A 22262-nucleotide genomic window follows, 5' to 3' on the forward strand; every position below is an offset into this window, starting at 1 on the left:
GCTGCTTTATTACGGTCATAATATGTCGCAGGTAATATTTACTGGCAATGGGTATCTGCTGCCGGTCGTCGTTTATTTAATCCACGCGCCAGGGGGGATGCCGGTCATGTCCTTGAAGAACGCCATGAATCAGTTTGCGACGTCTCAAACCTTCAACACCTTCCCGCCAATCGCCACGGCCACCAGCAACACCGCCATCAACCCAAAGGCAAAACTCAAACTGCTGCCATGGGCGATAAAGCCGATCACAGCGGGCCCGGCGAGAATTCCTGCATAGCCCAACGTGGTAATGGCCGGCACGGCGATGCTTTCCGGCATGACGGTCTGTTTGCCCACGGCGGTATAGAGCACCGGCACAATGTTCGAACAGCCAGCCCCCAGCAGCGCATAACCCACCAGCGCCGCTTCCCAGCTCGGTGCAAGTGTCGCCAATGTCAGGCCCGCCGCGGCCGTCAGGCCACCAAACACGATCACTCGTGTGGCACCGAGGCGCCGGACAATGGCATCGCCGGTCAAGCGCCCGACGGTCATGGTCAGCGCAAACGCTGCATAACCCAGCCCGGCATACGCGGTGTCGATCCCGCGCTCCTGCGCCAGGAACACCGCGCTCCAGTCGAGCGCCGCGCCTTCGGCCAGGAACACGATGAAGCACATCCCGCCAATAAACAGCACGATGCCATGGGGCACGGCAAACGCCGGGCCGGAGCTTTCACTGCCGTAAGGCAACAGGTGCGGCGCGGCTTTAAGCAATGCCAGCACTAGAACCACGATCACCACCAACATCGCCCCCAGCGGCGAAAAACCCAAACCGAGCAGGGCGCTGACACCCGCCGCGCCGACGATCCCGCCGAGGCTGAACAGCCCATGAAAACCCGACATCATGGTTTTGCCGCTGGCCCGCTCGACGATCACCGCTTGCAGGTTTACCGTCGAATCCACTGTGCCCAGGCCCGCGCCGAACATGAACAACGCCGCGATCAGCGCCGGAATCGAAGACACCGTCGCCAACAGCGGCAGGGCCGCGCAGATCAACAAAGTCCCGCCGCTCAACACCCGGCGGCAGCCGAAGCGCGTCGCCAGAATGCCGGCCATGGGCATCGCCAGAATCGAGCCCACCCCCAGACACAACAGCAACAGCCCGAGGGTGCCTTCATCCAGCCCCACCCGCGCCTTGGCGTAAGGCACCAGCGGAGCCCAGGCCGCGATGCCGAACCCGGCGATGAAGAAGGCGATGCGCGTGGACATCTGCTCCAGACGTCCGGGAACGAAGGTGGCTTGGGTGTTGAGGTTGGTCATATCGATCCTTGGCAAAAAACGTCGCGTCCCCAAAGGACAGTGAGCAACCGCATAGGGTTCGATCGTCACGTCCGGGTGGGTCGCAGTCAGGCAGGGTGACATCCTTGCACAGCCAGCCGTTGTTTCGCGATATTGTCGACGGATCAATTGTTCATGCAGGGGGGGCGCCATGACGCGGATGTACGATGCTCGGGGCAATATCTACGCGGTGGTGGCGCCTGACGCCCTGCGCAGTAGCGGTATCAAGCTGCCTGAACAGGCTAGCCAGGCCGCACAAACCCGTGAGGCCTGGGCATTGTCGGCCATCGAGGCATTCTGCGCCTGGGCGCCCGGTACGCAACCGCCCGGCAGCAAGGCGCATCGCTGCGATGGCCTGCTGGTGGGGCCGTTCCAATCGTCTCCGCCCTTTGACCTGTTGATCGTCAACACTGACGGCACCCTGGCCGAGCGCAGTGGCAATGGCCTGACGATTTTTTCCCAGGCCCTCAGCGAGCAAGGGCTGATGCCGAGGGAAGGGGCTTGTTTGCTACGGGTTCATCACGACAAGAGCGATACGATATCGCCGGTGGAAACGTCCGTGAAACCCGCTGAAATCGATGGCGTGAACGGGTTCTGGCTGGACCTGGGACAGCCATCGTTCGGGCCACAAGCGGTGGGTGCGCAAGGCGTTGAGCCCGTGACGTTGACGGGGCGCGAAGTCAGTCATGTGCGCCCGTTGTCGGCGCTCGATCCTGCCTGGAATCACAGCCAGTTTGTGCGCATCGGCAATCCGCATTGCGTGACATTGGTAACAGGCGCCGATGCGTTGCCGAGTAACGCGCAGATGCGCGAGCCAGAATTGGCCGAAGGATTGACCCGCGTCGCCTATGCCATGCCGACCGGGGCAGGGCAGCCGTGTGTGGCAGGGGTGAACCTGCAATGGGCAATGCTTGAATCCGCGGGGCGAATCGTTGCGCGGGTGTTCGAGCGCGGCGAAGGGCCGACCGCATCGTCGGGCACCAGCGCCAGTGCGGTGGCGTGCGCCGCGTGGCGTGTGGGGTGGGTGGCGGCCGGGGAGGTGAAGGTGATCATGCCTGGCGGCACGGCGCCGATTTTGCTGGAAGAACGGGGTGGTGAATTGAGTCGGGTGAGGTTGTTTGGTACGGCGCGGTTGATGGGTTGAATTCAAGATCGCTATCGCGAGCAGGCTCGCTCCCACATTAGATCTTCGGTGGACACGGTATTTGTGTACGCAACGATCCAGTGTGGGAGCGAGCCTGCTCGCGATGGCGTCAGTCCAAACAACCTGAACTTCAGCTCATGTCGCTGCAGAACTCCACCACCGGCATCTGCCGCTTCATCAACACCTTGCCCCCACGAATCGAATACAGCGGCAGACCCTGACTACGGATCACCTCGTAATCGCTGTCCGCCGACAGAATCAGCAGATTCGCCGGTCGCCCTTGTTCCAGCCCATACCGATCTCCCAACGCCATGGCCTTGGCACTGTTGTCGGTCACCAGATCCAGCGCACTTTGCAGATTGCGATAACCGAGCATGTGGCAGATGTGCAACCCAGCCTCCAGCACCCGCAGGATGTTGCCGTTGCCCAGCGGATACCACGGATCGACGATCGAATCCTGGCCGAAACACACGTTCATCCCCGCTTCGAGCAACTCATTGACCCGGGTCACGCCCCGGCGTTTCGGGAAGTTATCGAAGCGTCCTTGCAGGTGAATGCTTTCGGTGGGGCAGGAGACAAAGCTGATCCCCGAATGCCCGAGCAGCCGAAACAGTTTGGCGCAGTAGGCGTTGTCGTAAGAGCCCATGGCCGTGGTGTGGCTGGCGGTGACGCGCGAACCCATGTCGCGGCTGCGGGCCTCTTCGGCCAGCACTTCAAGGAAGCGTGAGTGCGGGTCGTCGGTTTCGTCGCAATGCACGTCCACCAGACAACCGGTGCGCTCGGCCAGATCCATCAGGAACTTCACTGAACTCACGCCCTGATCGCGGGTGTACTCGAAATGCGGAATGCCCCCGACCACATCGGCGCCCAGGCGGATCGCTTCTTCCATCAGTTCCCGACCATTGCGGTACGACTCGATGCCTTCCTGAGGAAACGCGACGATTTGCAGGTCGATCAGATGACGGCTTTCCTCGCGGACTTCGAGCATTGCCTTGAGCGCGGTCAGTTCCGGGTCGGTGACATCGACGTGGGTGCGCACATGCTGGATGCCATGGGCGGCGAGGGTCTGGATGGTCTTCTTGGCGCGGGTCTTGGTGTCTTCCTGGGTGATCGTTGCCTTGCGCTCGCCCCAGCACTCGATGCCTTCGAACAGCGTGCCGCTCATGTTCCAGCGCGGTTCGCCGGCGGTCAGGGTGGCATCGAGGTGAATGTGCGGCTCGACGAAGGGTGGCACCACCAGATTGCCGCCAGCGTCCAGATCATCAGGCCCCAGGGACGGGGCTTCGGTTTGCCGGGCGATGGTGTGAATCAGGCCGTTTTCCAGGTGCAACTCATGCAGGCCTTCTTGGTTGCGCATGCGGGCGTTGATGATGTGCATCAGGCGAATCCTTTTAGAGATCTTGGAGTGGTGCGTCGGCGGTACGGGCACCCAGTACCCCGGTCAATAGCACATACGTTAGCGCGGCGGCGGCAATCCCTACCAGTGGCGCGACCCACGGCGAACTGAATGCCGCCACTGTGCCGACCGCGTAAGCGCTCAGCCCCGGCCAGTTGAACGCGGGCAACTGTGTGTCGGCCAAGCGAGGGTAGCGGCCTCGATAGCGAAAGAAAAAGTCCGCCATGATCACCCCGCCAATCGGCGGAATCACCGTGCCCAGCAGAATCAGGTAAGGCACCAGCATGTCGTACATGCCCAGCAGTGCCAGCAGCGTGCCGATCACCGCACCGGCCAGGGTCACGGTTTTGCGCCGGCTGGTGCGCAGCAGGTTGCAGCCAGCGACGGCGAAGTTATAGATGGTGTTGTCCTGGGTGCTCCAGATATTGAGCAGCAACATCGCCATCGCGGCCATGGCGAAGCCCTGCAACAGCAGCACTTCGACCACGTCCGGTTGTTGATAGACGATGGCGCCGTAGGCACCGATCAACACCATCAGACCGTTGCCGACGAAAAAACCGATCAGGCTCGCCAGCACCGCCACCCGCGCCGAACGGGAGAAGCGCGTCCAGTTCGTTGCCTGCGTCGCGCCACTGACGAACGTGCCGAACACCAGGGTAATGGCGGTCGACCAATCCAGGGTTCCCGTCGGAACCACCGCGAGCAAACCCTCGAGGCCGCCGACTTTCACCGTCGCGGCCCACATCGACAGCATCAGCAGCAACATCATGGCCGGCACGGCGATGTACGACAGAATTTCCAGCCCGCGATAGCCGATGTACGCCGTGGCGCAGAAACCCAGGCCGAACAGCGCCATCAGCCCCAGAACGGTGCCCTCGCTCAGTTCGAAATATTTGCCGAGTACGACGGCGGCGGTCGCGGTGCCCCAGGCGTACCAGCCAATCTGGGTGAAGCCGAGGATCAGGTCGCTAAGCTTGCTGCCCACTTCACCGAAGCAGAAACGTCCCATCAGCACCGAGTTGAGGCCGCTCTTGAAGGCGATGTAGCCAAGGCCCGCAGCGTAGATGCCCAGCAGCAGATTGCCGAGGATTATCACTGTCATCATCTCGCCGAAACTGAATGCCACACCGAGTTTGCCGCCGGCAAACATGGTCGCGGTGAAGAAGGTAAAACCCAGCAGCACCATGGCCGTGGAGGCGAGCCCTTTGCGGGCATGCATCGGGACTTCGCTTAAGGGGTAATCGTTGCCCGGATCGTTCTGCGTCATGTGGCGTTCCTTGCTGGATGGAGGACGCGGAGGGTGTTGCAGTGCTCGTGCCAATGGCGCGAGGGTGCTGTTACTTATAGCCGAGCAGGCGAATTTGGCCGCAGAAGGGCTCGAAAGCGGTGCACCTGAAGGAACACAGGACTCATGTGGGAGCGAGCCTGCTCGCGATAGCGGTCCGCCAGTCACCCTTGATGCTGGATGTGCCATTGCTATCGCGAGCAGGCGCGCTCCCACAGTCAATGCGGTTTTTTCAGGGGGATGGGTGTTGCGGTAAAAACCGCAAAAGAGCCGCCACAATCACCTCCGGGGCATCCTCCTGAACCAGATGCCCCGCATTCGCAATGGCATGAAACTGCGACCCGGCAATCATCTGATGCAACGCCCGTCCGCGCTCAATGGGAATCCACTGATCGTCCTCCCCCCAAAGAATCTGCACCGGGCAGCGAATCGTCGGGTACAGGCCTTCAACCTCGCGGGTATAACGTTCATCCATCTGCGCGATCTGCCGGTAGAACGCCGCTTGCCCCGGCTCCCCCAGCCAAGGCCGCACGTAGGGCGCGAGTTCATGATCGGGAATCTCGCGCTTGATCGCGCCACGAATATAGGCCGGCACAATCGCCTGCTGAATGTAATCGGGCAATCCGCTGAACGCCGCTTCATGCTCACGCACATGCTGCACGAACGGTGACCCCCAGGGCGACAGCGCCACCGGGTCAATCAGAGTCAGGCTGCGGTAATCCTTGCCGTTCAGCAGGTGTGCGCGCAACACGGTGGCGCCGCCGAAATCGTGGGCCACCACGTCTGGCCGTTCCAGGCCCCAGTGCTCCAGCAATTGCGCCAACAGCTGGTTTTGTACGCCCAGCGACACATCGCCGTCCGGCTGTGCCGATTGCCCGTAGCCCAGCAGATCGAAGTAGTGCACTCGGTGAGTGGTGATGAAGTGCGGCGCAATCCGGTGCCACACATAAGAAGAGAAGGGCGTGCCATGCACGAACACCAGTGGCGGACCGTCGCCACGTTCGGCGTAGCGCACGGAGTGCCCGTTGAAGCGATAGGTCTGAGCCAGCGGCCAGTCAGCCATGGTTGCGTCCTCTTGGCGTGTGCGAGCCAAGCATAGGCATAAAAAAACAGCCATTGAAGGCTGTTTCTATGTTCACTGACGAAACGCATTTCCCCTTTGTGGGAGCCCTGTGGTGAAGGGGCTCCCACAAGGAGATTTATGTTGTGCTTGGGATCGGTTTATTCGCCGCGATAGATGCAGCCGCTGGTGCAGGTCTCGTGGATACGAATCGCGCTGAGTTCGGGCAGCAGGGGCTTCAATTCATTCCAGATCCACTTGGCCAGTACTTCGCTGGTCGGGTTTTCCAGGCCGGGAATGTCGTTCAGGTAATTGTGGTCCAGGCGCTCGTAGAGCGGCTTGAAGATCTCTTTGATCTGCGAAAAGTCGCGGATCCAGCCTGTGTGTGGATCGAGGTCGCCGCTCAGGTGAATCGCCACTTTGAACGAGTGACCGTGCAGGCGGCCGCACTTGTGGCCGTCCGGCACATGGGGCAGGCGGTGGGCGGACTCGAAGGTAAATTCTTTGAAGATTTCCACAGTGATGTTCAGCTCTTTCAGGTGGCGATCGCCGCGGCGATGCAGGCAGGTGGCGAGTTTACCAGAGCTCTGGGCAAAACACTGACTAAAGGGTCAGCAAGCGCTCGCCGAGGCGACCGTTGGCGGCCAGTTCAAGGAACTCATCGCCCAGGCGACGGCTTTCGTCCATCGTCGCGCGCCAGTACTTCTGCCGGCTCGGGGCATCGCCCATGAAACGCTTGAAGTCGTTACGGTCCGGCAGTTTGCCGTAGGGCAGGCGCGACAGGTATTCCTTCGAAGGCGCCAGCAGCAGAACATCCTGCAAGCGCGCCGGGCAGGCGCGGCGCCACGGCAGCGTCTTGTCGAACCAGCCGGGAATCACCCGGTCGGTGAAGTGCGGGTACAGCACGATGTCGTTGCCGCTGTAGGGCAGGTCGAGGTGATAGTCCAGCAGACCGCCATCGCGGAACGTCCCCGCGCCTGCGCCCGGCAGGTCGCGCACACCTTGCATGACCATCGGGATCGAGCCCGAGGCGAGCAAGGCCTGGCGCAGGTTCCCGGCATCCAGCGAGATGAAGCGCGACGGGAAGTCATTCAGCGCGTTGACCGGTGGTGACAGGCGAGGGTCGTGGATGATCAGCCGCTCGAAATGCCGTGACAGCCGTGCCCGCCCGCGCAGGTTGTCGGCGATCACCGACGACAGGCCCAACCCCAGTCGGCCGCGATGATCGTCGGCCAGCAGGCCGTGGCTTTTGACCACCATGATGTTCAGTCGGTAGTGGGCATTATCCAGAATCGAGGCATCGCGGCCGTCGAGCAAGTCATCGAGCATGCGCCGGGAACTCTGGCTGATCTGCGCCATGGTCACGCCCTTGGCGAAGTTCTGCTCGGTGTACAGATGACCGAGGCGGCGCAGGCCTTCGGCGGCATCCGGCAGGCAGGCGCTGGCGAACCGCCAGGCACCCACCGACGCGCCGATCAGCGAGCGCTCCCGGGGCGCCGCCGGCAGCCACTCGCCGAACAGCGCCAGGTCCAGACCCTGAATCCCCAGCGCTTTCGGACCACCGGCGGCGCCTGGCAGCGTACCGACATCGGCAGCGCTCAAACCGTTGGCACGGATGCGCGCCAGGGCACGTGGGCCGGCCTTGAGGGTCAGGGACGGGAACTTGATGTGGAACGCGGTCATACCGGTCTCGATGTCTGGCAAGCGGGGGATTATGTGGGAGCGGGCTTGCTCGCGAAAGCGCTGTAACAGTCGACATTTTTGTTGAATGTTGAACCGCCTTCGCGAGCAGGCCCGCTCCCACAGGTTTTGTATCGGGCTGTGATGTCGTGTTGCCATCTTTGATGATGGCAATTCAGTTTCAATTAAGTTCGAATCGCTAAGGTAGCTCCCGTAGGCAACACATAAAAAATACGGAACCACCCCATGAAAATCCTGACTGCCCTGTTCACCGCCTCCATCATTGGCCTGACCGCCAGCATCGCCCACGCGCGTGACCTGGGCCCCGACGAAGCCCTGAGGCTGCGCGACGCTGGTACCATTGTGTCTTTCGAGAAGCTCAACGCTACCGCATTGGCCAAACATCCCGGTTCGACCGTCACCGAAGCCGAGCTCGAAGAAGCGTACGGCAAGTACATCTATCAAGTGGAATTGCGCGACGCCCTGGGCATTGAGTGGGACCTGGAATTGGATGCCGTCAGCGGGCAGATTCTCAAGGATCATCAGGATACGTAATGAAGGTGTTTTTTTTAAATCGACGTGCCAGCAGTCGCATGGCGCTGGTACTTCTGGCTTTTTGCTCGACGGTCATGGCCCGCGACCTGGATCAGGACGAGGCCCTGCGCCTGCGCCAGCAAGGGGTGATCCTGCCGCTGGAGCAGCTGTTGCAGCAAGCGCTGGACCGTTACCCCGGGGCCAAGCTGCTGGAAGCCGAGCTTGAAGAAAAACACGACGTTTATATTTATGAGGTCGAGCTGCTGACCACTGAAGGCGTGGTGCGCGAACTGGACCTGGACGCCATCACCGGCCATTTATTGAAAGACAAGGAAGATTGACCGATGCGTTTGCTCCTGGTGGAAGACCACGTGCCGCTGGCGGACGAATTGATGGCCGGCCTCAACCGGCAGGGTTACGCCGTGGACTGGCTGGCCGATGGCCGCGACGCGGTGTACCAGGGCAGCAGCGAACCGTATGACCTGATCATCCTCGACCTCGGCCTGCCGGGTTTGCCGGGGCTCGAGGTGCTGGCGCAGTGGCGGGCCGGTGGCCTGGCCACGCCAGTGCTGATCCTCACGGCGCGGGGTTCCTGGGCCGAACGGATCGAGGGCCTCAAGGCCGGCGCCGACGATTACCTGAGCAAACCCTTCCATCCGGAAGAACTGCACCTGCGCATTCAGGCGTTGTTGCGCCGCTCCCACGGCCAGGCCAATCAGCCGACGCTCAAGGCCGCCGGGCTGCACCTGGACGAAGGTCGCCAGTGCGCGACCCGCGACGGCGCCGACATCCAGCTCACCGCCGCCGAGTTCCGCCTGCTGCGCTATTTCATGCTGCACCCCGAACAGATCCTTTCCAAAAGCCACCTCGCCGAACACCTTTACGACGGTGAAACCGAGCGCGATTCCAACGTGCTGGAAGTCCACGTCAACCACCTGCGCCGCAAGCTCGGCCGCAATGTGATCGAAACCCGGCGCGGTCAGGGTTACCTGTTCGGCGGGCAAGCCCAGTGAGGTCGATCCAGCGCCGTTTGAGCCTGGGCCTGATCAGCGTAATGGTGATCGTCGGCCTGGTGCTGGCGCAAATCAGCCTGTGGCTGTTCGAAGTGGGTTTGCAGCGCTACCTCAAAGCCGGGTTGCGCAACGACAGCGAAAACCTGCTGGTGGCGCTGGTGCGTGGCCCGCAGGGGTTGCAACTGGATGAGCGGCATTTGGCGCCGGCCTATCAGCGACCGTTTTCCGGGCATTACTTTCGCATCGACTTTGCCGACAGCCATTGGCGTTCCCGCTCGTCATGGGATCAGGACCTGCCGCGGCTCGACCATCCCGGCTTGCACAGCAATTTGCAATTGGGGCCGGGAGGGCAGCAGTTGTTGGTGTTGCGTTCGGACTATCGTCGGCTGGGCCAGGCGATCTCCATCAGCGTCGCCCAGGATTACACCCCGGTGCGTGAGAGTTTCCGGCGCATGCAACAGGTCGGCCTCGGGCTGGGGCTGGCGGGGTTGCTGCTGATTTTGCTGTTGCAGCGGATCACCGTGCGCCGCGCCTTGCGCCCGCTGGAAAAGGCCCGCGAACAAATAGCCCAATTGCAGCAGGGTCAGCGTTCGCAACTCGACGAAGCAGTGCCGGTGGAGCTGGAACCGCTGGTGGCGCAGATCAACCATTTGCTGGCCCACACCGAAGACAGCCTCAAGCGTTCGCGCAATGCGTTGGGCAACCTCGGTCATGCCTTGAAAACGCCGTTGGCGGTACTGCTGAGCCTGGCTTCAAGCGAGAAGCTCGATGCGCACCCGCAGCTGCGCAAAGTCATTCAGACGCAACTGGAACAGGTCCGGCAGCGACTCAATCGCGAACTCAACCGCGCCCGCTTGTCCGGTGATGCGCTGCCGGGGGCATTGTTCGATTGCGACGCCGAACTGCCGGGGCTGCTGGCCACGTTGAGCATGATTCACGGTGAACACCTCGACCTGAGCTACCGGGCGCCGGCCGGTTTGCAACTGCCGTGGGATCGCGAAGATTTGCTGGAGTTGCTGGGCAACCTGTTGGACAACGCCTGCAAATGGGCGGATGCCGATGTGCGCTTGAGTGTGGTCGAAACGGCAGAAAGGTTTGAGTTGAGCGTGGAAGACGATGGACCGGGGATTCCCGAAGACCAGCGCGAACAGGTGTTCAGTCGCGGTACCCGGCTCGACGAACAGACCGATGGGCATGGACTGGGGTTGGGCATCGTGCGCGACATCGTCGACACCTGGGGCGGGGTGTTGCAGTTGCAGGAGAGCGAGTGGGGCGGGTTGAAGGTGACGATCGAATTGCCAAAACGCTAACACCACTCTGAAGGACCCTGCAGAACCTGTGGGAGCGGGCTCGCTCCCACAGTGGGTCTTCAGTGGGCGCAGAATTTACGTCACACGCGAAAATGATCCATCAAGCTCTGTTGCTGATTCGCAATCCGTTACATATCGGCAATGGCCGTTCGCTTTGACAAGGGAACGATGCTGCGGCACAGTGCGCGCCCTCTAATAAAACCCTTCCTTTAATCCGCTGGCGGCTCATGCAGACTGCCGGCCGGACTCATTCCGTTTGCCTTGAGGTAACGATGATTAATGCAGTAATTGCCGCGGTTGGCATCATGCTGATACTCAGCCTGTCCCGCGTGCATGTGGTGATCGCGCTGATCGTTGGCGCGCTGGTGGGTGGCTTGACCGGTGGTCTGGGCATCGACGCGACGCTCAAAGCCTTCAACAACGGCCTCGGCGGCGGGGCGACGGTGGCGTTGTCCTACGCCTTGCTTGGCGCGTTCGCGGTGGCCATCGCCAAGTCTGGCCTGGCCCATGCGCTGGCCGACAAAGCCCTGGCCATGGTCGATCGCCAGCACGCCAACGGTGGCGGCAATGTCAAATGGCTGCTGATCGGCTTGCTGTGGGTGGTGGCCATCGCCTCGCAGAACATTTTGCCGATTCATATCGCCTTTATCCCGTTGCTGGTGCCGCCTCTTTTATATGTGCTGACCAAACTGCAACTGGACCGTCGCTTGATCGCCTGCGTCATCACCTTTGGGCTGATCACGCCGTACATGTTCCTGCCCGTGGGCTTCGGCAATATCTTCCTCAATGAAATCCTGCTGGCCAACGTCGCCCGTAGTGGCGTGGACATCAGCGGCATCAACGTCACCCATGCCATGGGCATTCCGGCGCTGGGCATGGTGTTTGGCCTCGGGGCAGCGTTCATCAGTTACCGCAAGAAGCGGGTTTACGACCTGGAAAAGATCGAGCAGGTCGAACAGGTCGCGGTGCAGTACAACCCGTTGAGCCTGATGGTCGCCGGGCTGGCCATTGCCGCCGCGTTCATCATTCAGCTGCTGCTGGACTCGATGATTATCGGGGCGCTGGTGGGTTTCCTGATCTTCTCGGCGTCGGGCATCGTCAAGTGGCGTGAAACCGATGACCTGTTCACCGAAGGCATGAAGATGATGGCGATGATCGGCTTCATCATGATCGCCGCGTCCGGGTTTGCCGAAGTGATGAAAGCCACCGGTCATGTGCAGACACTGGTGGAGTCCTCGGCCTCGTGGATCGACCACAGCAAAGGCATCGGTGCGCTGTTGATGCTGCTGGTGGGCTTGTTGGTGACCATGGGCATCGGCTCGTCGTTTTCCACGGTACCGATTCTGGCGGCGATTTTCGTGCCGTTGTGCGTACAGCTGGGCTTCAGCCCGATCGCCATCGTGTGCATCGTCGGCACTGCCGGCGCATTGGGCGATGCCGGCTCACCGGCGTCGGATTCGACCCTGGGCCCGACCTCCGGTCTGAACATCGACGGCCAGCATCACCACATCTGGGACACCGTGGTCCCGACTTTCCTGCACTACAACCTGCCGCTGCTGGCGTTCGGCTGGGTGGCGGCGATGGTGTTGTAAAGGCAGAAGATCAAAAGATCGCAGCCTTCGGCAGCTCCTACAGGGTGTACGCCATTCAAATGTAGGAGCTGCCGAAGGCTGCGATCTTTTTTTGGGTGTTCAACTTTTGGTTTCGCGTGCCGTTATAGCCTTTAACCACGCCAACAAAATCACAGAGTGAACGTCATGCGCATGAGCCTGAAGGCCAAAGTCCTGTCCCTTGCCGTCCTCCCGGTGCTGCTCTTTGCGCTGGTCATCAGCCTGACCACACTGTTCATTCTGCAAGAGCAAGCCAGCAAGGAAGTCGAGGAAACCCGTCAGCGCCTGCTCGGCGATGCCAAGGCGACCCTGCAAAGCTACGTCGCCGTGGCCATGACCACGATCAAACCGCTCTACGACGCGGCCGCCCCCGGCGATGACGCGGCGCGGGCCCAGGTGATCAAGTTGCTGTCGAGCATCACCTACGGCAAGGACGGCTACTTCTTCGGTTACGACTCCAACATCGTGCGCCTGTTCAAGGCCAACAGCCCTGAAGGCTTGGGCCAGAGCTTCAAGGACAATCGTGACCCGAACGGGGTCTACATCAACCGCGATCTGGTGAAAGTCGCCAAGGACGGTACCCACTACCTGCAATACAGCTCGACGATGCCCGGTAACACCCAAGTGCTGGTACCCAAGCTTGGCTACACCGAATACCTGCCCAAGTGGGACATGGCATTCGGCACCTCGATCAATCTCGACGGCATCGAGGCTCAAGTGGCGGTGGTCGAGGCCAAGGTCCAGGAACGCATGCAAGGCGTGGTGCTGAGCATTGTCGGGATTGCCGTAGTGGTGCTGCTGGTGATCGCCGCTGCCGGGATGCTGCTGGCCAATACCATCCTGCGTCCGCTGAACCTGATGAAGGCCAACCTCGATGACATCGCGGCGGGCGAGGGCGACCTGACCCGGCGCCTGACCATCACCAGCCAGGATGAACTCGGCGAACTGGCTGGCTCGTTCAACCGTTTTGTCGACAAGATCCACGGTTTGGTGCGTCAGATCACCGAAATGACCTCGCAACTGACCGGGTTGGTAAATCAGGTGTCCGATCAGGCTCAGCGCTCGGACCAGGCCATGGAACGTCAGCGACACGAGACCGATCAGGTGGCCACGGCGATCAATGAAATGTCGGCAGCAGCCCAGGAAGTGGCCAAGAGCGCGCAAAACGCGGCCGTCGCGGCCCAGCAGACCGACGAAGAGGGCCAGGCCGCCAAGCGCGTGGTAGCCGGCAGCATCGTGAAGATTCATGCGCTGGTGAACGACATTCGCAGCAGCGGCGTGTCCCTCGACAGCCTGCAGAAAGATGTGTCGTCAATTGTCAGCGTGCTCGGGGTGATCCGCTCGATTGCCGAACAGACCAACCTTCTGGCGCTCAACGCCGCCATTGAAGCGGCCCGCGCCGGTGAGGCCGGGCGTGGTTTTGCGGTAGTCGCCGACGAAGTTCGGGCGCTGGCCAGTCGCACACAGATCAGCACCCAGGAAATCCAGGGCATGATCGACCGCTTGCAGGCCGGCACCCAATCGGCGGTCGAGTCCATGCGCCGCTCCAGCGAGGCCGGCGACGGCACCTCGGCCCAGGCCAACGAGGCCGGGGCCTCTCTGGACGCCATGGCCCAGCTGATCGGCACCATCAACTCGATGAACGCCCAGATTGCCAGCGCCGCCGAAGAGCAAACCGCCGTGGCCGAAGAAATCAACCGCAGCGTGCACCAGATCGCCGTGGCGGTGGACAGCGTCGCCGACGAAACCCAGCTCGGCGCCCAGACCTCGCGCAGCCTGGCTGATCTTGGCCAGCGCCTGGGGCAACTGGTCGGGCAATTCCGCATTTGATGCTGTGAACAGGGCAGGGCTGACTGCAACTCCTACACTGGTAATACGGTGCGCATCCGTCGCACCCGGACGACCATCACCATGGAGTCAGACTCATGAACGACGGTACCTGCGACTGCCCCAAATGCTCATGCAAACTGGGTGAGCACCCCATCGTGCGTCACGGCAAGCACTATTGCTGTGAAGGCTGCGCCAAACATCACGAACACGGCGAAGCATGCTCCACCAAAGGCTGCAAGTGCGCTAAGCACTGACTATTCAGCCAAAAAAGTGGAGCCATTGGGAGTCTGTTAAGGGGCGGAACCTGTGGGAGCGAGCAAGCCCGCTCCCACAGGTATTGCGTTTAGCTGCCCAGCATTAGCTCAATGGCTCCTCCCTTTCAAAGCTCAACTCGCCGGTCGCCAGGTAACGTTCTCGACGCCGAATTTTTCCGCCAGCGGTTTACTGGTCTTTTGCACCTTCTCGCGGCCAAAGCGCGGGATCCGGCCGACTCCGGCGTCGCAACTGGCCCAGTGCCAAGCCTCTGCGTTGTCCATTTTCTCCAGGCGAATAATGAAAGACTTGGGTTTGCCGTGAAGGGTGTACTCAATGACGAAGAGTTTTGCGTTGTTCATAAAGCCTGTTTTCCTCCCTGTTGTAATAGAAGGATCGCGGGGCGCGCGAAAAATTCAGTCGGATTGTCAGTTGCCATAACCCAATCAAAGTGGGAGCAAGCTTGCTCCCACTTTGGGTTTTGTAGCGTCAGATCAGGCTTCAGGCACGCCTTTTTCCCAAACCGACCAGTTCTGCAAAATATCCTGCACCAGCGGATTTCCCGTGCGGTACAGGTTCTCCAGTGCCGGCACAAACCCGCCCTGATCGGCATATTTGAGCAAGTTATCCACCTCGCTCTGGCCCGGTGCCGGTCGGTCGAAGTCGGAACCGGCGCGCACCACCGCCAGACGCCGGACATCCACCAAGCCTTCGCGGCTAGCGCGCAGTAGCGCCTCGTAGGTGGAGTTGTCTTCCTGCTGAGTGGTGCAGTAGTCACCTTCGTTGTTGGTCAGCAGCCGGGTCCAGACTTCCGCCCGCTCACTCAACCGCGTTCCGGAAAACCAGGTATTACCCGCCAGCGTGTCGCACCGGGTCACTACCGGCGGCTGATTGGCCGGGGCCGACGGGTATTTCGAGCGCCACGCCGCCGACTCCTTGCTCTCGCTCAGCTCGACCTTGTGGCTCAGGGCGAAGGCCTTGGCCTGCAACTTCGGATTGAGTTCGAACACTTCAGTCTTGTAGTCCAGCGGCGGCTTTTCGTTCGGGCCTTTGGTGTTGATGCCCAGATAACCGGTCGGCCAGTCTTTCGGCGCGTCCCGGGAATCCAGTTCCCACTGGGTGCCGAACTCCACCAGATAGTGCGCCCACGCGGTGGTGCCGAGGGTGCCGTGCTTCGGGCTGATACCGGCAATCCCGGCGATCAGGAAGTAACTTTTACGCAGGTCGAATTTCGGCGACAGCGCCAGGGCCAGGGTCGAGGCGGCGGCGTTGGTCTGGCCCATGCCGGTGACCATCAGGCATACCTGTTGGGTGTTGCAGCGAATGTTCGGGTACTCGGCGGACAGGCCCGGTACGCGCACTTCTTGCTTGAGTTCCAGGCGATCGATCCAGTTCTGCGCCTCGGGGGCGAACATGGTGATCAGCATTACTTTCGGCTGGATCGGTGCTTCTACCGCCCAGGCAGAGGAAAAGAGCAGGGTGCTTACCGCAAAACCGACAGACAGGGAAAGACGCGTCATTGCCTTCATAAAATCTCCTGATTCAAATAAGCCTTAAAACTGATAGCCAACACCGGCGTAGTAGCCCCAGCCGTTGGAACGGGCGCGGAAGTTTCCGTCGCCGAAATTCAACTCACTGCCGTCCTCCCAGTTGCCGCCGTTGTGGAAGTAACGACCGACCAGGGTGAATCGCAAGTGGGTGAAGGCGTAGAGCAACACGTTGGTGGCCACGGTGGCGTTGGCGGTACGGGCCGGGTTGTCCTTGTGCAGGTCGGAGCCGAAGTCGAAGTTGGTGAAACCGATGTAGGTCAGCGAAGCGCCGTTGCTGAAACTGCTGATGGGCACGATGTATTTGAGCTGGGCGCGGTAGCCATCCCATGAGTACTCGTTGCTGGCGCCGTAGTTTTCCCACTGGTAACGACCATAGAAGTTGGCCGACAGATTGACCCGCGAATGGGTGTCGATGTCGGTGCCCAGGCCGCTGTACAGCGTGTTGGCGCGGTTGGCGCTGTTGCTGCCGTGGTCGTAGATCCAGTCGAACGCCACGTACCATTCCTTGAATGGCCCGACGGCCAGGCTGCGGCCGGCCAGGTAGTCGATGGAGATGCGCGGTTCGTGCTCCATGAATACCGGCGAGCCGTGGTCCCACACGCCTTTGTCATGGCTGTTGCCGATGTCGAAGATCTTCGGAATGTCGATGTAGCCGTACAACTCGAACGGTCCCTTGCGACCGAAGTACTCGTATTCCAGATAGATATCGTCGGCCGGTTGCGGGCCGAAGCTGATGTCTTTGCTGCCGATGACGGTCAGGTCCTGGTTGAACCAGTCCGACAGGTACGCGCCTTTTTTCGGCGGGTTGGCTTCAGGGCTGAGGGCTTCGCCCTGGGCGGATTCTTCGGCGGCGGCCGGTTGGGCCAAAACGTGGCTGCTGAGTAGTCCTGTAACGCTGGCCAGCAGCAAGGAAACAGCAAACGTGCGCGAGCGAGTCCCGCGGTTGGAGGTGCAATGCATTAAAAGTCCCTTTTCGTGCGGATCGAAGGCCCGGTGGTGCGGGTCTGCGCGATTAAGTGGCGAACAGGCCGGTATCGGCGACTCGCAAACGTTTGCACAAGGCATACCAGTTTATTCAATACGCTGAAAAATGGAGGGAATTGGTGGTTTTGCTGTCCTTTCGGTCAAGGGTCTCGGGGAATAGGGCAAAGGAGACCTACCTGAGTGCACCAAAGCGAGTGTCGTTGCACAAAGATCGTACTTACGCGCCCTCCTACAAATGGGGGTTGCTGTAGAATCCTGGGCATTGACCTCACAAGGTGCACCCCCATGAGCGAGCCGATTCGTCTGACCCAGTACAGCCACGGCGCAGGGTGTGGCTGCAAGATTTCACCCCAGGTGCTGGAGGTGATTCTGGCCGGCAGCGGGGCGCAGAATCTGGACCCGAAACTCTGGGTCGGCAACGCCTCGCGCGATGACGCGGCGGTGTATGCCATCGACGAAGAGCGCGGCGTGGTGTCGACCACTGACTTCTTTATGCCGATCGTCGACGACCCGTTCGATTTCGGCCGCATCGCCGCCACCAACGCCATCAGTGACATTTACGCCATGGGCGGCGATCCATTGATGGCGATTGCGATCCTCGGCTGGCCGGTCAATGTGCTGGCACCGGAGATTGCCCGGGAAGTGATTCGTGGTGGGCGTTCGGTCTGCGATGAGGCGGGGATTCCTCTGGCCGGTGGCCATTCCATCGACGCGCCGGAACCGATCTTCGGCCTGGCCGTGACCGGGCTGGTGGAAAAGCGCCACATGAAGCGCAACGACACCGCCACCGCCGGGTGCCTGCTGTACCTCACCAAACCCTTGGGCATCGGCATCCTTACCACGGCCGAGAAGAAGGGCAAGTTGCGCCATGCCGACATCGGCCTGGCCCGCGACTGGATGTGCACCTTGAACAAACCCGGCAGCCGTTTCGGCAAACTCGATTGCGTGACCGCGATGACCGATGTCACCGGTTTCGGCCTGCTCGGGCACCTGGTGGAAATGGCCGACGGCAGCAACGTGACCGCCCGCATCGGCTATGACCGGGTGCCGCGCCTGCCGGGTGTCGAGTATTACCTCGATCAGGGCTGCGTGCCGGGCGGCACGCTGCGCAATTTCGACAGTTACGCCAGCAAGGTCGGTCGCCTCCAGGAGTTGCACAAACGCGTGCTCTGCGACCCGCAGACCAGCGGCGGCCTGCTGATTGCGGTTACCCCTGAAGGCAACGAACACTTCCTCACGGTTGCCGCCGAGCTTGGCCTGAAGCTTGAGCCGATCGGCGAACTGGTTGACCGACAGACCCACACGGTAGAGGTGGTTTGATGTCCAGCGAATTCACCGATTACCGCGACATCTTCCTCAACGGCCGGCCGATGATGGATGTGCGCGCGCCGGTCGAATTCCTCAAGGGCTCATTTCCCGGCGTGATCAACCTGCCGCTGATGAATGACCACGAGCGGCAACGGGTCGGCACTTGCTACAAGCAGCACGGTCAGCAAGCGGCCATTACGCTGGGGCATCAATTGGTGGCCGGCCAGATCAAGGCCGAGCGCATCCAGGCCTGGGCCGATTTTGCCCGGGCGCATCCGGAGGGTTATTTGTATTGTTTTCGCGGCGGGCTGCGTTCGCAGATCGTTCAACAATGGCTCAAGGATGAAGCGGGTATCGACTATCCGCGAGTCGGTGGCGGCTACAAGGCCATGCGCACCTTCTTGCTCGACACGCTCGACCAGGCCGTTGCCCAGTGCGATTTCGTCTTGCTGGGCGGCATGACCGGCACCGGCAAGACCGAGGTGCTCACGCAATTGAGCAACGGGCTGGACCTTGAAGGCCACGCCCATCATCGCGGCTCCAGTTTCGGCAAGCGCGCCACCGGCCAACCCTCCAACATCGACTTTGAAAACCGTTTGGCCGTGGACGTGCTGAAGAAGCGCGCCCGTGGCATCGAACAGTTCGTGCTGGAAGACGAGAGCCGCGCGATTGGCAGTTGCGCCTTACCGTTGCCGCTGTATCAGGGCATGCAGCAGTTTTCGATGGTATGGCTGGAAGACAGTCTGGAAGGGCGGGTCGAGAGGATCCTGCGCGATTACGTAGTGGATTTGTGCGACGAGTTCATCGACGTGCATGGCGATGAAGGGTTTGCGCTGTTTTCCGAGCGGATGCTGGCGAGCCTGAACAATGTCCAGAAACGCCTGGGGGGTGAACGCCATCGGCGGATGCTGACCTTGATGGAAGACGCACTGGCGGAACAGGCAAACAGTGGTGCCGTGGACGGGCACCGGGGCTGGATCGAGGGCTTGCTGCGCGAGTATTACGACCCGATGTATGGGTTTCAGCGGGAGAAGAGGGGCGCGCGGATCGAGTTTGTCGGGGAGCGGGGCGCTGTTCTCGACTATCTGCGAACGCGGGGTAATCAGCGAGGGTGATGTTGTTTTTGCCGGCCTCTTCGCGAGCAAGCCCGCTCCCACGTTCGATCACATTTCTTCTGGAAGAACTCGGTCAACTATGGGAGCGGGCTTGCTCGCGAAGGGGCCCTGACAGGCACCACATTTCTTAAAGCACAGCCACCCCGATCAAACCGCACACCACACCCATCAGCATGGTCATCAACGCCACCGGGGTGCAGCTGACCGCTTACGTCGGACAAGTCTCCCGACCGTTATCCAGCCCTTGCTTGTAACTGTGGCTCTGCAGGCTGGCCTTGCCGTTGTGCCAGGTCAGGGTGAGCACGTACAGCGAGTCGTAGTCGCTGGATGCCCAATCATCGGTGATGTTCTGTTTCTTGCCGACGGCTTCCCCGGCGACCTTGTTGATCAGCTCGGGCAGGTAGCCGTGAGACCAGGCTGTATAGATGATCGAGTTGTGATATTTGTCGCGAAGCAGTTCATCCGCCAGGTCGCTGGTGTCGTTGGCCGAGAAGTTGATGTTCACCGGCAAACCGAGCTTGATCGCGCTGGGGCTGATGGTCATCAGGGGGCGGATGTAACTGTAGGAATTATCGAATTCGCCTTCCTCGACATTGCGCGTCGGGTTGGCGGCAAACACGTAGTTGGCCTTGCCGAATTTTTCCGGCAACACGGTGGCCAGGTCGATGGCGCGGTTCAGCCCCTGACAATTGAGCTGGCCCAGGCCGCCGGCGGGTTTTTCCGCGTGGCGCAAAAACACCAGCGTCTGTGTACCGTCCGCCGGTTGGGCACGGCTTTCACTGGCCTCCAGCGACAAGAACAACGCGCTGGCCGCCAGCAGGGAGGGCAGCAAGACATAGGCGCGATGCTTGAAGCGTTTGGCGAATTTCAATGGATTCATCATCGAAGAGGTCACCTTCAGCGCATTCGGTTAAGGCTGACAAACCTTGACACCGCGAGCTCCCGGCATCGGGTGTTTTCCATGTTATTGACCCGGTCCGTTTCCGACAGGGCAATGCTCAGAGTCCTCTGAAGCGCTTTTGGTTCGATCCGAGCTTCGATCCGAGCGAGGTGCCCAGCACTTTAGCGGCAACCTTGAACGGATTGGGGGAGAGGTTATCGACAGGATGTTGCGGATTTATGGATACGGTACACATCGTATCCCTGTCCCCATTATGATCTTCACTTCGATTTTCTCGTGGGTGCCCCTTATGACCGATTTGTCTGCATTCCCCATCACCCGAAAATGGCCGGCCCGGTACCCGGAGTGGATTCAGCTCTATTCCTTGCCAACGCCCAATGGCGTCAAGGTTTCGATCATGCTCGAAGAGATCGGGCTGCCCTACGAGCCGCATCGCGTGGGCTTCGACACCAACGATCAGCTGTCCCCCGAATTTCTGTCACTGAACCCCAATAACAAGATCCCGGCGATCCTCGACCCCCACGGTCCGGGGGACCAACCGCTGGCGCTGTTCGAGTCCGGGGCGATTCTGATTTACCTCGCCGACAAGAGCGGGCAACTGCTGGCGCAGGAATCGGCGGCGCGTTACGAGACCGTTCAGTGGTTGATGTTTCAGATGGGCGGTATCGGGCCGATGTTCGGCCAGCTCGGTTTCTTCAACAAATTCGCCGGCAAGGACTACGAAGACAAGCGTCCCCGTGATCGCTACGTCGACGAAAGCAAGCGCCTGCTCAGCGTCCTGGATGACCGTCTGCAAGGGCGTGACTGGATCATGGGCGAGCGCTACACCATCGCCGACATCGCGACCTTTCCGTGGGTGCGCAACCTGATCGGCTTCTACGAGGCCGGCGATTTGGTGGGCATCCAGAATTTCCCCAATGTCACCCGCGTGCTGGAGCGTTTTCTGGCAAGGCCGGCGGTGATTCGCGGGCTGGAAATCCCCAAGCAACCTCTTTGAACCCCTCACCACCAAGGCAGGCAATGAGCTCATTCGATTTCAAGCAAGTAGATGTCTTCAGCCGTGTCGCGCTCAAGGGCAACCCGTTGGCGGTGGTGTTCGGCGCCGACGAGCTCAGCGATGAGCGCATGGCGGCGTTCGCAACCTGGACCAACCTCAGCGAAACCACTTTCGTGCTCGAACCCCTGGACCCCCGGGCCGACTATCGGGTGCGTATCTTCACCACCCTGCGAGAGTTGCCGTTCGCCGGTCACCCGACGTTGGGGACCTGTCATGCCTGGCTCGAGGCCGGTGGGGTGCCCAAGGGCGAGGAGATCATTCAGGAGTGCGGTGTCGGCCTGGTGCGGGTACGTCGGCAGGGGGCGGAGCTGGCGTTTCTCGCGCCACCGCTGATCAGGTCCGGCCCGGTGGACGCCGAGCTGGTCGAGCGCGTACGGCGCGCCCTCGGATTGGCGCCGGGCGCGATTGTGCGCACGCAATGGGTCGACAACGGCGCCGGCTGGCTGGCGGTGATGGTCGAGGATCGGCAGCAGGTGCTGGGCTTGCAACCGGATCATTCGCAGATGCTCGGCCTCGCGGTCGGTGTCATCGCACCGTGGCACCCCGAGCGCGATGGCGCTGATGCGCAGTTTGAAGTGCGTGCGTTCATCTCCGGCGACGGCATGCTGGAAGACCCGGCCACTGGCAGCCTGAACGCCGGAATTGCCCAATGGTTGCTCAACGAAGGGCTGGCTCCGGCGTCTTATGTCGTCAGCCAGGGCCTGACCATGGGGCGCGCCGGGCGGATTCAGGTGGAGCAGGTGGGGGATGAGATCTGGATTGGCGGCGCGGCGGTGACCTGTATTACAGGGACGCTGACGATTTAACCTGTGGGAGCGAGCCTGCTCGCGATGACGGACTATCAGTCGACATTCTTGTTGAATGGTATGCCGCCATCGCGAGCAGGCTCGCTCCCACAGGGAATGCGGTGATTGTTACC

Annotated in this window: 21 protein-coding genes and 2 pseudogenes; 13 read left to right on the plus strand and 10 right to left on the minus strand. The window is 61.1% G+C overall.

Annotation, left to right across the window (positions count from 1 at the left end; translation table 11 throughout):
- Nucleotides 1–144: 144 nt before the first annotated feature.
- On the minus strand, nt 145–1296 hold the full coding sequence (locus tag QMK51_RS09725) for an MFS transporter (RefSeq protein WP_320393884.1): 1152 nt from the start codon (nt 1294–1296) through the stop codon (nt 145–147).
- Between the two features lie 169 nt (nt 1297–1465).
- Between QMK51_RS09725 and QMK51_RS09730 the strand changes: the two genes are divergently transcribed.
- Nucleotides 1466–2458, plus strand: a complete 993-nt coding sequence (locus QMK51_RS09730; protein WP_320393885.1) for a diaminopimelate epimerase — start codon at nt 1466–1468, stop codon at nt 2456–2458.
- 130 nt (nt 2459–2588) lie between these two features.
- Here the strand turns inward: QMK51_RS09730 and codA are convergent, their stop codons facing one another.
- From codA to QMK51_RS09755, 5 genes are all read right to left on the minus strand, one after another.
- A complete protein-coding gene (gene codA, locus QMK51_RS09735; RefSeq protein WP_320393886.1) occupies nt 2589–3836 on the minus strand; it encodes a cytosine deaminase in 1248 nt (415 codons plus the stop codon).
- Between the two features lie 13 nt (nt 3837–3849).
- The gene (gene codB, locus QMK51_RS09740) at nt 3850–5121 is read right to left on the minus strand and encodes a cytosine permease (protein WP_320393887.1); all 1272 of its coding nucleotides are present in this window, start codon (nt 5119–5121) and stop codon (nt 3850–3852) included.
- A 250-nt stretch (nt 5122–5371) separates the two neighbouring features.
- Nucleotides 5372–6202: an alpha/beta hydrolase gene (locus QMK51_RS09745; protein ID WP_320393888.1), complete on the minus strand. Its 831-nt coding sequence runs from the start codon at nt 6200–6202 to the stop codon at nt 5372–5374.
- Nucleotides 6203–6360: 158 nt separating this feature from the next.
- Nucleotides 6361–6717 (minus strand): 6-carboxytetrahydropterin synthase QueD, encoded by a 357-nt coding sequence (gene queD / locus QMK51_RS09750; RefSeq protein WP_320393889.1) that lies wholly within the window; start codon nt 6715–6717, stop codon nt 6361–6363.
- An 85-nt stretch (nt 6718–6802) separates the two neighbouring features.
- A complete protein-coding gene (locus tag QMK51_RS09755; protein WP_320393890.1) occupies nt 6803–7882 on the minus strand; it encodes a patatin-like phospholipase family protein in 1080 nt (359 codons plus the stop codon).
- A gap of 243 nt (nt 7883–8125) precedes the next feature.
- Here QMK51_RS09755 and QMK51_RS09760 point away from each other — a divergent pair, with 243 nt between their 5' ends.
- The 8 genes and pseudogenes from QMK51_RS09760 (at nt 8126) to QMK51_RS09790 (ending at nt 14430) form a co-directional block, all read left to right on the plus strand.
- Entirely contained in the window at nt 8126–8434 is a 309-nt protein-coding gene (locus QMK51_RS09760; protein ID WP_320393891.1) for a PepSY domain-containing protein, read from the plus strand.
- Nucleotides 8434–8754, plus strand: coding sequence for a PepSY domain-containing protein (locus QMK51_RS09765; protein WP_258699923.1), 321 nt, complete (start codon nt 8434–8436; stop codon nt 8752–8754). The genes QMK51_RS09760 and QMK51_RS09765 overlap by 1 nt, the downstream gene beginning before the upstream one ends.
- A 3-nt stretch (nt 8755–8757) precedes the next feature.
- Nucleotides 8758–9426 (plus strand): response regulator transcription factor, encoded by a 669-nt coding sequence (locus tag QMK51_RS09770; RefSeq protein WP_320393892.1) that lies wholly within the window; start codon nt 8758–8760, stop codon nt 9424–9426.
- On the plus strand, nt 9423–10736 hold the full coding sequence (locus QMK51_RS09775; RefSeq protein ID WP_320393893.1) for a sensor histidine kinase: 1314 nt from the start codon (nt 9423–9425) through the stop codon (nt 10734–10736). The genes QMK51_RS09770 and QMK51_RS09775 overlap by 4 nt, the downstream gene beginning before the upstream one ends.
- Nucleotides 10737–11011: 275 nt before the next feature.
- Nucleotides 11012–12328: a Na+/H+ antiporter family protein gene (locus QMK51_RS09780; protein ID WP_258700694.1), complete on the plus strand. Its 1317-nt coding sequence runs from the start codon at nt 11012–11014 to the stop codon at nt 12326–12328.
- A gap of 171 nt (nt 12329–12499) precedes the next feature.
- Nucleotides 12500–13270: pseudogene (locus QMK51_RS28945) on the plus strand (cache domain-containing protein); the annotation flags it as partial.
- Between the two features lie 315 nt (nt 13271–13585).
- A pseudogene (locus QMK51_RS28950) lies at nt 13586–14176 on the plus strand (methyl-accepting chemotaxis protein); the annotation flags it as partial.
- Between the two features lie 95 nt (nt 14177–14271).
- Nucleotides 14272–14430 carry a metallothionein gene (locus QMK51_RS09790; protein ID WP_320393895.1) on the plus strand — a complete coding sequence of 53 codons (159 nt, stop codon included), beginning with the start codon at nt 14272–14274 and terminating at the stop codon, nt 14428–14430.
- Between the two features lie 132 nt (nt 14431–14562).
- Here QMK51_RS09790 and QMK51_RS09795 read toward each other — a convergent pair whose 3' ends face one another.
- The 3 genes from QMK51_RS09795 to QMK51_RS09805 all read right to left on the minus strand — a co-directional run bounded on the left by QMK51_RS09795 (nt 14563) and on the right by QMK51_RS09805 (nt 16938).
- Nucleotides 14563–14790, minus strand: a complete 228-nt coding sequence (locus tag QMK51_RS09795) for a DUF6555 family protein (protein ID WP_258699927.1) — start codon at nt 14788–14790, stop codon at nt 14563–14565.
- Nucleotides 14791–14922: 132 nt separating this feature from the next.
- Nucleotides 14923–15957 (minus strand): purine nucleoside permease, encoded by a 1035-nt coding sequence (locus QMK51_RS09800; RefSeq protein WP_320393896.1) that lies wholly within the window; start codon nt 15955–15957, stop codon nt 14923–14925.
- Between the two features lie 24 nt (nt 15958–15981).
- The gene (locus tag QMK51_RS09805; RefSeq protein ID WP_320393897.1) at nt 15982–16938 is read right to left on the minus strand and encodes a nucleoside-specific channel-forming protein Tsx; all 957 of its coding nucleotides are present in this window, start codon (nt 16936–16938) and stop codon (nt 15982–15984) included.
- A gap of 309 nt (nt 16939–17247) precedes the next feature.
- On the opposite strand from QMK51_RS09805, the gene selD reads away from it, so the two are divergent.
- Both selD and mnmH read left to right on the plus strand, forming a co-directional pair.
- Nucleotides 17248–18282 (plus strand): selenide, water dikinase SelD, encoded by a 1035-nt coding sequence (gene selD, locus QMK51_RS09810; protein WP_320393898.1) that lies wholly within the window; start codon nt 17248–17250, stop codon nt 18280–18282.
- Nucleotides 18282–19385, plus strand: a complete 1104-nt coding sequence (gene mnmH, locus QMK51_RS09815; protein ID WP_320393899.1) for a tRNA 2-selenouridine(34) synthase MnmH — start codon at nt 18282–18284, stop codon at nt 19383–19385. The genes selD and mnmH overlap by 1 nt, the downstream gene beginning before the upstream one ends.
- A 208-nt stretch (nt 19386–19593) precedes the next feature.
- On the opposite strand, the gene QMK51_RS09820 is transcribed toward mnmH, so the two are convergent.
- The gene (locus QMK51_RS09820; RefSeq protein WP_320393900.1) at nt 19594–20268 is read right to left on the minus strand and encodes a histidine phosphatase family protein; all 675 of its coding nucleotides are present in this window, start codon (nt 20266–20268) and stop codon (nt 19594–19596) included.
- Between the two features lie 307 nt (nt 20269–20575).
- On the opposite strand from QMK51_RS09820, the gene QMK51_RS09825 reads away from it, so the two are divergent.
- A complete protein-coding gene (locus QMK51_RS09825) occupies nt 20576–21283 on the plus strand; it encodes a glutathione binding-like protein (protein ID WP_320393901.1) in 708 nt (235 codons plus the stop codon).
- Between the two features lie 23 nt (nt 21284–21306).
- Complete coding sequence (locus tag QMK51_RS09830; RefSeq protein WP_320393902.1) at nt 21307–22149, plus strand: PhzF family phenazine biosynthesis protein; 843 nt, start codon at nt 21307–21309, stop codon at nt 22147–22149.
- Nucleotides 22150–22262: the final 113 nt, after the last annotated feature.

It is taken from the genome of Pseudomonas sp. P9_31 (assembly GCF_034008235.1).
GTDB lineage: Bacteria > Pseudomonadota > Gammaproteobacteria > Pseudomonadales > Pseudomonadaceae > Aquipseudomonas.